The following is a 10190-nucleotide window of genomic DNA, read 5'->3' as shown; positions in this document are numbered from 1 at the left end:
CCGCAGGCTGCGATCTTTTGATGTTGATTTTTAACGACAAGATCAAAAGATCGCAGCCTTCGGCAGCTCCTACGGGGGTGTCGGGTTGTATACAATTTTTTGTGCTGTCGCCCGACAATTTTCAAGTGGGGCATAGGTCGTCGGACAATTTCGTGGTTAACTTCGGCCTCTTGCATGCTTTCCACTCAAAACACTAGAAGGACTGAAGTCATGGCTCAAGTCACCCTCAAAGGCAATCCGGTTCAAGTCAACGGCCAATTGCCACAAGCCGGTTCCAAGGCGCCAGCCTTTTCCCTGGTTGCCGGCAATCTGTCGGACGTTACCCTGAAAGACTTCGCCGGCAAGCGCAAAGTCCTGAACATCTTCCCAAGCGTCGACACCCCGACCTGCGCGACTTCCGTGCGCAAGTTCAACGCTCAGGCCAACGAAGTGGCAAACACTGTAGTGCTGTGCATCTCGGCTGACCTGCCGTTCGCCCAAGCGCGTTTCTGCGGCGCCGAAGGCCTGGAAAACGTGCAAAACCTGTCGACCCTGCGCGGCGCCGAGTTCATCGAGAACTACGGCGTGGCCATCGCTGACGGCCCGCTGAAAGGCCTGACCGCCCGTGCCGTGGTAGTTCTGGACGAAAACGACAACGTCCTGCACAGCGAACTGGTCAAGGAAATCGCTGAAGAGCCGAACTACGATGCTGCTCTGGCCGTACTGAAGTAAGCTCTGCTACAACGCGTTTACAATTGTTAACGGCCTGGCCCTGTCCAGGCCGTTTTCATTTGTGTATCAGTGTTTTGCCTCACACCTTGAAACGTAAGTTGAAGGTAAATTGCCGGTAAAGCTGCTTTGCTAATTCCCCACCAGTGCTTATCGTTCAGCCTCCCGTAAAAGAAGCCCACGCGCCCAATGGTTAATCATTCCATGCAATCGTCCCCCCGCAACTCCCGTCGCTGGCTGATCAGCCTGCTTGTCTTGTTGGTTATCGCCGTCCTGTGCTGGAAATTCTGGCCTGCCGGCTCAGCCCACAAGGAGGGCGGAGAGAAAGCGGCCGCCGGGCATACCGGGCGTTCGGGCATGATGCGGCCGGGCTTCGGCGGTGGCGCCGGGCCGATACCGGTGCGCGTGGCACCGGCGGTTACCGGGGACTTCCCGCTGTATTACAAGGCGCTGGGCACGGTCACCGCACTCAATACCATCAATGTGCGCAGCCGCGTTGGCGGCGAACTGGTGAAGATCAATTTCGAAGAAGGCCAGATGGTCAAGGCCGGCGACCTGCTCGCCGAGATCGATCCGCGTCCTTACCAGAATGCCTTGCTGCAGGCTGAAGGCACCTTGCTGCAGAATCAGGCGCAACTGAAAAACGCTCAGGTCGATGTCGAGCGTTATCGCGGCCTGTTCAAAGAGGACAGCATCGCCAAGCAGACCCTGGACACCGCCGAAGCGCTGGTCGGCCAGTATCTGGGCACGGTGAAAACCAATCAGGCGGCCGTCAACGACGCCAAGCTCAATCTCGAATTCACCCGAATTCGCGCGCCGATTGCCGGTCGTGTCGGTCTGCGTCAGGTCGACGTCGGCAACCTCGTCGCGGCCAATGACACCACGTTCCTCGCAGTCATCACCCAGACCCAACCGATCAGCGTCGCCTTCACCTTGCCGGAAAACAGCCTCGAAACCGTACTCGCCCGCTACCGCAGCGGCGCGAAACTGCCGGCCGAAGCGTGGGATCGCGGCGATACCAAACTGCAAGCGACCGGCGTGCTGCAAAGCCTCGACAACCAGATTGATGTCGCCACCGGCACGCTGAAATTCAAGGCGCGTTACGAAAACCGCGATCAGTCGCTGTTCCCCAATCAGTTCGTCAACGTGCACCTGCTGGCAGACACCCTCAAGGGCGTGATTCTGGCGCCGTCCGCGGCCATTCAATTCGGCACCAACGGCACCTTCGTCTACGCGCTGGACGGCGACAAGAAAGTCACTATTCGCCAACTGAAGATCGGCGCCAGCGATGGCAATAACACGGTGGTCACCGAAGGCCTGGCTGCTGGCGACCGCGTTGTGCTCGAGGGCACCGACCGTTTGAAAGAGGGCAGCGAAGTGGAGGTGGTCAACGACAGCAACCAGGTCCCGACCACCCCGACCGAACACCTGCAGGGCAAATCGGCCGCCAACCCGACGGACGCGGCAGTGACTGACAAGGCCAAGAAGGGCGCATGAACATTTCGCGGCTGTTCATCCTCCGTCCGGTAGCCACTACCCTGAGCATGCTGGCCATCGTCCTGGCCGGCTTGATCGCTTACCGTCTGTTGCCGGTTTCGGCGTTGCCGCAGGTCGATTACCCGACCATCCGCGTCATGACCCTGTATCCCGGCGCCAGCCCGGACGTGATGACCAGCGCCGTCACCGCACCGCTCGAGCGCCAGTTCGGGCAGATGCCGGGCCTGACGCAAATGGCCTCGACCAGTTCCGGTGGCGCCTCGGTGCTGACCCTGCGTTTCAGCCTCGACATCAACATGGACGTCGCCGAGCAACAGGTGCAAGCCGCCATCAACGCGGCAACCAACCTGCTGCCGAGCGATCTGCCGGCACCGCCGGTGTACAACAAGGTCAACCCGGCCGACACCCCGGTGCTGACCCTGGCCATCACCTCGAAAACCATGCTGCTACCCAAGCTCAATGACCTGGTCGACACGCGCATGGCGCAGAAAATCGCCCAGATCAGCGGCGTCGGCATGGTCAGCATTGCCGGCGGCCAGCGTCAGGCCGTGCGGATCAAGGTCAACCCCGAGGCACTGGCGGCCAACAGCCTGAACCTGTCGGATGTGCGCACCCTGATCGGTGCCTCCAACGTCAACCAGCCGAAAGGCAACTTCGACGGCCCGACCCGGGTGTCGATGCTCGACGCCAACGACCAACTGACGTCGCCTGCGGATTACGCCAACCTGATCCTTGCCTACAAGAACGGCGCACCGTTGCGCCTCAAGGATGTCGCGGAAATCGTCGATGGCGCCGAAAACGAACGTCTCGCCGCGTGGGCCAACCAGAATCAGGCCGTCCTGCTGAACATTCAGCGTCAACCGGGCGCCAACGTCATTGAAGTGGTCGACCGCATCAAGGCGTTGCTGCCGAGCATCACCGACAACTTGCCGGCCGGTCTCGATGTCACCGTGTTGACCGACCGGACGCAAACCATCCGCGCCTCGGTTACTGACGTCCAGCATGAATTGCTGATCGCCATTGCGCTGGTGGTGATGGTCACGTTCCTGTTCCTGCGCCGCGCCAGTGCGACGATTATTCCCTCGGTGGCCGTGCCTTTGTCGCTGATCGGCACCTTCGGGGTGATGTACCTGGCCGGCTTCTCGGTCAACAACCTGACGCTGATGGCGTTGACCATCGCCACTGGTTTTGTGGTCGATGACGCCATCGTCATGCTGGAAAACATCTCCCGATTTATCGAGGAGGGCGACAGCCCGATGCAGGCGGCGCTGAAAGGTGCCAAGCAGATCGGCTTCACCCTGATCTCGCTGACCCTGTCGCTGATCGCGGTACTGATTCCGTTGCTGTTCATGGCCGACGTGGTCGGGCGCCTGTTCCGCGAGTTCGCCATTACCCTGGCCGTCGCCATCCTGATTTCCCTGGTGGTCTCGCTGACCCTGACGCCAATGATGTGCGCGCGTCTGCTCAAGCGTGAACCGGAGGAACACGAACAGGGGCGTTTCTATCGCGGCAGTGGTGCGGTGATCGACTGGATGATTGCCGAATACGGGCGGATGCTGCGCTGGGTGCTGAAACACCAGCCCCTGACCTTGCTGGTGGCGATTGGCACCTTGGCATTGACCGTATTCCTTTACATGGTCGTACCGAAGGGCTTCTTCCCGGTGCAGGACACCGGGGTGATCCAGGGCATTTCCGAGGCGCCGCAATCGATCTCCTTTGCCGCAATGGGTGATCGCCAACAGGCACTGGCGAAGATCATTCTTGAAGACCCCGCGGTTCAGAGTCTGTCGTCCTACATCGGTGTCGACGGCGACAACGCGACGCTCAACAGCGGCCGCTTGCTGATCAACCTCAAACCCCATGGCGATCGCGATCTCACGGCCAGTGAAGTCATTGCGCGGTTGCAGCCGCAAGTCGACAAACTGGTCGGTATCCGTCTGTTCATGCAGCCGGTGCAGGACCTGACCATCGAGGACCGTGTCAGCCGCACGCAGTACCAGTTCAGCATGTCCTCACCGGATTCCGAGTTGCTCAGCCAATGGAGCGGCCGTCTGGTCGAGGCGCTGGCGCAGCGCCCGGAACTGACGGACGTGGCCAGTGATTTGCAGGACAAGGGTTTGCAGGTGTATCTGGTGATTGACCGTGATGCGGCCTCGCGTCTCGGCGTGTCAGTGGCGAACATCACTGATGCGCTGTACGACGCTTTCGGCCAACGGCAGATTTCGACCATCTACACCCAGGCCAGCCAGTACCGCGTGGTGCTGCAGGCTCAGGCCGGTGAGAAGATCGGCCCGCAGGCGCTGGACCAGATTCACGTCAAGACCACGGACGGCGCGCAGGTGCGCCTGTCGAGTCTGGCCCACGTCGAGGAACGCCAGGCGCAACTGGCGATCACCCACATCGGCCAGTTCCCGGCTGTAATGATGTCGTTCAACCTTGCGCCGGGTGTGGCGCTGGGGCATGCGGTGGACGTGATCGAGCAGGTACAGAAAGACATCGGCATGCCGGTGGGCGTGCAGACGCAATTCCAGGGCGCCGCCGAGGCGTTCCAGGCATCGCTGTCGAGCACCTTGCTGCTGATTCTGGCCGCCGTGGTGACCATGTACATCGTGCTCGGCGTGCTTTATGAAAGTTACATTCACCCGATCACCATTCTTTCGACGTTGCCATCGGCCGCCGTTGGCGCCTTGCTGGCGTTGCTGCTCAGCGGTAACGACCTGGGCATGATCGCGATCATCGGCATCATTCTGCTGATCGGTATTGTGAAAAAGAACGCGATCATGATGATCGACTTCGCCCTCGATGCTGAGCGCAACCAGGGCATGGCGCCGGAACAGGCGATTTACCAGGCGGCGCTGCTGCGCTTCCGGCCGATCCTGATGACCACGCTGGCGGCATTGTTCGGTGCGGTGCCGCTGATGCTGGCCACCGGTTCTGGCGCCGAGTTGCGTCAACCGTTGGGTCTGGTGATGGTCGGCGGCTTGCTGGTGAGCCAAGTGCTGACGCTGTTCACCACCCCGGTGATCTACCTGTATTTCGACCGTCTCGGCCGACGCTTTGGCAAAACCAATGCCGACGCCGAAGAGGTCTCGGTATGACCGTCCGTACACATTCCCCATGTAGGAGTGAGCCTGCTCGCGATGAGGCCGGCACATCCAACATTTATGTGAGCAGACAAATTGCTATCGCGAGCAGGCTCACTCCTACAGGGGTGTGCGGTGAAGCTGGGGATCGCGTGCGATGAATCTGTCCGGTCCTTTCATCAAGCGCCCTGTAGCGACCATGCTCCTGAGCCTGGCAATCATGCTTCTGGGCGGTGTCAGCTTCGGCTTGTTGCCAGTGGCGCCGCTGCCGCAAATGGATTTCCCGGTGATCGTGGTGCAGGCGAGCCTGCCCGGTGCCAGTCCGGAAGTCATGGCGTCCACCGTGGCGACGCCGCTGGAACGTTCATTCGGCGCGATTGCCGGCGTCAACACCATGAGCAGCCGTTCCAGCCAGGGTTCGACCCGGGTCATCCTGCAATTTGATCTCGACCGCGACATCAATGGCGCAGCGCGTGAAGTGCAGGCCGCGATCAACGCATCGCGCAACCTGTTGCCAAGCGGGATGCGCAGTATGCCGACCTACAAGAAGGTTAACCCGTCGCAAGCACCGATCATGGTGCTGTCGCTGACCTCGGACGTGCTGGAAAAAGGCCAGCTGTACGATCTGGCCTCGACCATTCTGTCGCAGAGCCTGTCGCAGGTGCAGGGCGTCGGTGAAGTGCAGATCGGCGGCAGTTCGCTGCCGGCGGTGCGTATCGAACTTGAACCGCAGGCGCTGAACCAGTACGGCGTGGCGCTCGATGATGTGCGCAAGACCATTGCCGATGCCAACGTACGTCGGCCCAAGGGTTCGGTCGAAGACAGCCAGCGGTTGTGGCAGATTCAAGCCAATGATCAACTGGAAAAAGCCAAGGATTACGAATCGCTGATCATCCACTATGCCGATGGCGCCGCGCTGCGCCTGAAGGATGTGGCCAAGGTCAGCGACGGCGTCGAAGACCGTTACAACAGCGGTTTCTTCAACGATGACGCAGCCGTCTTGTTGGTGATCAACCGGCAGGCCGGTGCCAACATCATCGAGACCGTCAACGAGATCAAGGCGCAACTTCCAGCGCTGCAAGCGGTATTGCCAGCCAGTGTGAAGCTCAATCTGGCGATGGATCGCTCGCCGGTGATCAAGGCGACCCTGCACGAAGCCGAGATGACCTTGCTGATTGCCGTGGCGCTGGTGATCCTGGTGGTGTTCCTGTTCCTTGGTAACTTCCGCGCCTCGCTGATTCCGACCCTGGCCGTGCCGGTGTCGCTGGTCGGCACCTTTGCGGTGATGTACCTCTACGGGTTCTCGCTGAACAACCTGTCGCTGATGGCGCTGATTCTCGCTACCGGGTTGGTGGTCGACGACGCCATCGTGGTGCTGGAGAACATTTCCCGGCACATCGACGAAGGCGTCAAACCGATGCAGGCCGCGTACCTCGGAGCCAAGGAAGTCGGCTTTACCTTGCTGTCGATGAACGTGTCGCTGGTCGCGGTATTTTTATCGATCCTGTTCATGGGCGGGATTGTCGAGAGTCTGTTCCGTGAGTTCTCGATCACGCTGGCTGCCGCGATTGTGGTGTCGCTGGTGGTTTCCCTGACGCTGACACCGATGCTCTGCGCGCGCTGGCTCAAGCCACATACGCCGGGCCAGGAAAACCGCCTGCAACGCTGGAGCCGGCGGACCAACGACTGGATGGTCGGCAAATACGCCACCAGCCTGGATTGGGTGCTGCGCCACCGCCGCCTGACGCTGCTGAGTCTGCTGATCACCGTCGGGGTGAACGTCGCACTGTACGTCGTGGTGCCGAAAACCTTCATGCCGCAGCAGGATACCGGCCAATTGATCGGCTTTGTGCGCGGTGACGACGGTCTGTCATTCAGTGTGATGCAGCCGAAAATGGAGGTTTTCCGCCGCGCCGTGCTCAAGGACGAAGCCGTGGAAAGTGTTGCCGGGTTCATCGGCGGCACCAATGGCACCAATAACGCCTTCATGCTGGTGCGGTTGAAACCGATCAAGGAACGTCAGCTGTCGGCGCAGAAAGTCATCGAACGCCTGCGCAAGGAAATGCCCAAGGTCGCCGGTGCGCAATTGATGCTGATGGCGGACCAGGACCTGCAATTTGGCGGTGGCCGCGAGCAGACTTCGTCGCAGTACAGTTACATCCTGCAAAGCGGTGATCTGGGTGAGTTGCGCAAGTGGTATCCAAAAGTCGTGGCCGCGCTTCGAGCCTTGCCCGAACTGACCGCCATTGACGCCAAAGAAGGGGCGGGGGCGCAGCAGGTGACGCTGATTGTCGACCGTGACCAGGCCAAACGCCTTGGCGTGGACATGGACATGGTCACGGCGGTGCTGAACAACGCTTACAGCCAGCGGCAGATTTCGACGATCTACGACAGCCTCAACCAGTACCAGGTGGTGATGGAGGTCAATCCGAAATACGCCCAGGACCCGGTGACGCTCAAACAGGTGCAGGTGATCACCGCTGACGGCGCGCGCATTCCACTGTCGACCTTCGCGCATTATGAAAACAGCCTGGAAGACGACCGCGTCAGCCACGAAGGCCAGTTCGCCTCGGAGGACATTGCCTTCGACATGGCCGAAGGCGTCACGGTAGAGCAGGGCAGCGCGGCCATTGAACGGGCGATCGCCAAGGTCGGCTTGCCGGAAGATGTCATTGCGAAAATGGCCGGTACTGCCGACGCTTTTGCCGCCACTCAGAAGAGTCAGCCGTTCATGATCCTCGGTGCGCTGCTGGCGGTGTATCTGGTACTCGGCGTGCTGTATGAAAGCTATATCCACCCGCTGACGATTCTCTCGACCTTGCCCTCGGCAGGTGTCGGGGCGCTGCTGTCGATCTATGCGTTGGGTGGCGAGTTCAGCCTGATTTCATTGCTCGGCCTGTTCCTGCTGATCGGTGTGGTGAAGAAAAACGCCATCCTGATGATCGACCTCGCCTTGCAACTGGAGCGTCATCAGGGCATGACCCCGCTGGAATCGATCCGCAGTGCCTGCCTGCAGCGACTGCGCCCGATCCTGATGACCACGCTGGCAGCGATTCTCGGCGCCTTGCCGTTGCTGCTCGGCCGCGCCGAAGGTGCGGAAATGCGTCAGCCATTGGGCCTGACGATTATCGGCGGGCTGATTTTCAGCCAGGTGCTGACGCTCTACACCACACCCGTGGTTTACCTTTATCTCGACAAGCTGCGCCATCGCTTCAACAAATGGCGTGGCGTGCGCACTGACGCCGCTCTGGAAACTCCGCTATGACTGACCGTTCGCTTATCCATCTGGCCTCTGTTCGCGGCTCGCGTCTGTTGAGCCTGTCGCTGTGCGTGGCGTTGCTCAGTGCCTGCGCTGTCGGCCCGGACTACCAGCGCCCGCAAACCGCTGAAATTGCCCAGTACAAGGAAGCCGAGGGCTGGCGTCAGGCCAATCCCAGCGATTCGCTGGCGCGTGGTGCCTGGTGGGAGCTGTACGGTGATCAGCAGCTCAACGGGCTGATCGAGAAGCTCAACAGCTCCAACCAGACCGTCGCGCAATCCGAAGCCCAGTTCCGTCAGGCCCAGGCGCTGGTGCGCAGTGCGCGCGGGGCGTTTTACCCGAATGTCGATCTGAGTGTGGGCAAGACCCGCTCCAGTCAGGGCACCGGCAGCAGCAGTTCGAGTTTGAGCAGTTCCTCGAGCGGGATTCGAGATACCTACAACGCGCAGTTGGGCGTCAGTTGGGAAGCTGATATCTGGGGCAAATTGCGCCGGGGACTTGAGGCGGATCAGGCCAGTGCCCAGGCGAGTTTTGCCGATCTGGCGGCGATGCGCCTGAGCCAGCAGTCGGAGCTGGTGCAGAACTACCTGCAATTGCGGGTGATCGATCAGCAGAAACGACTGCTCGAAGCCACCGTTGCGGCGTATGAACGTTCGCTGAAAATGACACAGAACCAGTACCGCGCCGGTGTTTCCGGGCGAGACGCGGTGGCCCAGGCGCAAACCCAGCTAAAAAGCACTCAGGCTGATCTGGTCGATCTGATCTGGCAGCGCGCGCAGTTCGAGAACGCGATTGCCGTGCTGACCGGGCAAGCCCCGGCGGATTTCAATATCGCCGAAACGCAGAACATTCCCAACCTGCCACAAGTACCGTTGAGTCTGCCTTCGCAACTGCTCGAACGGCGTCCCGACATCGCCTCGGCCGAGCGTTCGGTGATTGCGGCCAATGCCAATATCGGGGTGGCGAAAGCGGCGTATTACCCCGACCTGTCGCTGAGTCTGAGCGGCGGTTACAGCAGCAGTACCTCAAATGACTTGATCAGTTTGCCCAACCGTTTCTGGTCGGTCGGGCCCAAGCTGGACTTGCCGCTGTTCGACGGCGGCATTCGTTCGGCGGAGGTTGACCGGACCGAAGCGGTGTATGACCAGACCGTGGCCAAGTATCGCCAAACCGTGCTCGACGGTTTCCGCGAGGTGGAAAACTACCTGGTGCAGCTCAAGGTGTATGAAGACGAAGCGGCGGTGCGCCAGGAAGCGCTCGACGCGGCGCGTGATTCGCTGCGTCTGACGGAAAACCAGTACAAGGCCGGATTGATTGCCTACATCGACGTGGTCGTGGTGCAAGCCACGGCATTGAGCAACGAGCGCAGCGTGCTGAACATCCTGCAGAGCCGATTGATCGCCAGCGTGCAACTGATCGCCGCATTGGGCGGTGGTTGGGACGGGCAACTGGATGTGAGCGACTCCAAGTGACGATAACCTCCCTATAGAACCTGCCGCAGGCTGCTAGATCAAAATCAAAAGATCGCAGCCTGCGGCAGCTCCTACAGGGCGGTGGCTTATGTAGGAGCTGTCGAGTGAAACGAGGCTGCGATCCTCTGATCTTGCCTGTTAAAGAATCAAGGTCAAAAGATCGCAGCCTTC

The 10190-nt window shown here is 60.4% G+C and carries 6 protein-coding genes; all 6 read left to right on the top strand.

Going from position 1 to position 10190, the window contains the following annotated elements:
• The coding region (locus PMI37_RS32310; RefSeq protein WP_238552734.1) for a hypothetical protein at positions 1-197 on the top strand (197 nt) is incomplete at its 5' end.
• A 13-nt stretch (positions 198-210) separates the two neighbouring features.
• A complete protein-coding gene (tpx, locus tag PMI37_RS25275) occupies positions 211-711 on the top strand; it encodes a thiol peroxidase (RefSeq protein WP_008086450.1) in 501 nt (166 codons plus the stop codon).
• Positions 712-897: 186 nt separating this feature from the next.
• The gene (locus tag PMI37_RS25270) at positions 898-2205 is read left to right on the top strand and encodes an MdtA/MuxA family multidrug efflux RND transporter periplasmic adaptor subunit (protein ID WP_008086448.1); all 1308 of its coding nucleotides are present in this window, start codon (positions 898-900) and stop codon (positions 2203-2205) included.
• On the top strand, positions 2202-5303 hold the full coding sequence (locus PMI37_RS25265) for an MdtB/MuxB family multidrug efflux RND transporter permease subunit (RefSeq protein WP_008086446.1): 3102 nt from the start codon (positions 2202-2204) through the stop codon (positions 5301-5303). Before PMI37_RS25270 ends, PMI37_RS25265 begins: the two co-directional genes overlap by 4 nt.
• 142 nt (positions 5304-5445) lie before the next feature.
• Complete coding sequence (locus tag PMI37_RS25260) at positions 5446-8553, top strand: efflux RND transporter permease subunit (RefSeq protein ID WP_008086444.1); 3108 nt, start codon at positions 5446-5448, stop codon at positions 8551-8553.
• The gene (locus PMI37_RS25255) at positions 8550-10019 is read left to right on the top strand and encodes an efflux transporter outer membrane subunit (protein WP_008086441.1); all 1470 of its coding nucleotides are present in this window, start codon (positions 8550-8552) and stop codon (positions 10017-10019) included. Before PMI37_RS25260 ends, PMI37_RS25255 begins: the two co-directional genes overlap by 4 nt.
• Positions 10020-10190 lie beyond the last annotated feature (171 nt).

Origin of the sequence: Pseudomonas sp. GM80 (genome assembly GCF_000282515.1) — a bacterium.
GTDB lineage: Bacteria > Pseudomonadota > Gammaproteobacteria > Pseudomonadales > Pseudomonadaceae > Aquipseudomonas.
The sequence above is the reverse complement of the archived record's forward strand: the minus strand, read 5'-3'. Positions and strand labels throughout refer to the sequence as shown.

Coding starts and splice junctions, on each gene's coding strand:
- tpx (WP_008086450.1), top strand. CDS start 211: ATGGCTCAAGTCACCCTCAAAGGCAATCCGGTTCAAGTCAACGGCCAA.
- PMI37_RS25270 (WP_008086448.1), top strand. CDS start 898: ATGGTTAATCATTCCATGCAATCGTCCCCCCGCAACTCCCGTCGCTGG.
- PMI37_RS25265 (WP_008086446.1), top strand. CDS start 2,202: ATGAACATTTCGCGGCTGTTCATCCTCCGTCCGGTAGCCACTACCCTG.
- PMI37_RS25260 (WP_008086444.1), top strand. CDS start 5,446: ATGAATCTGTCCGGTCCTTTCATCAAGCGCCCTGTAGCGACCATGCTC.
- PMI37_RS25255 (WP_008086441.1), top strand. CDS start 8,550: ATGACTGACCGTTCGCTTATCCATCTGGCCTCTGTTCGCGGCTCGCGT.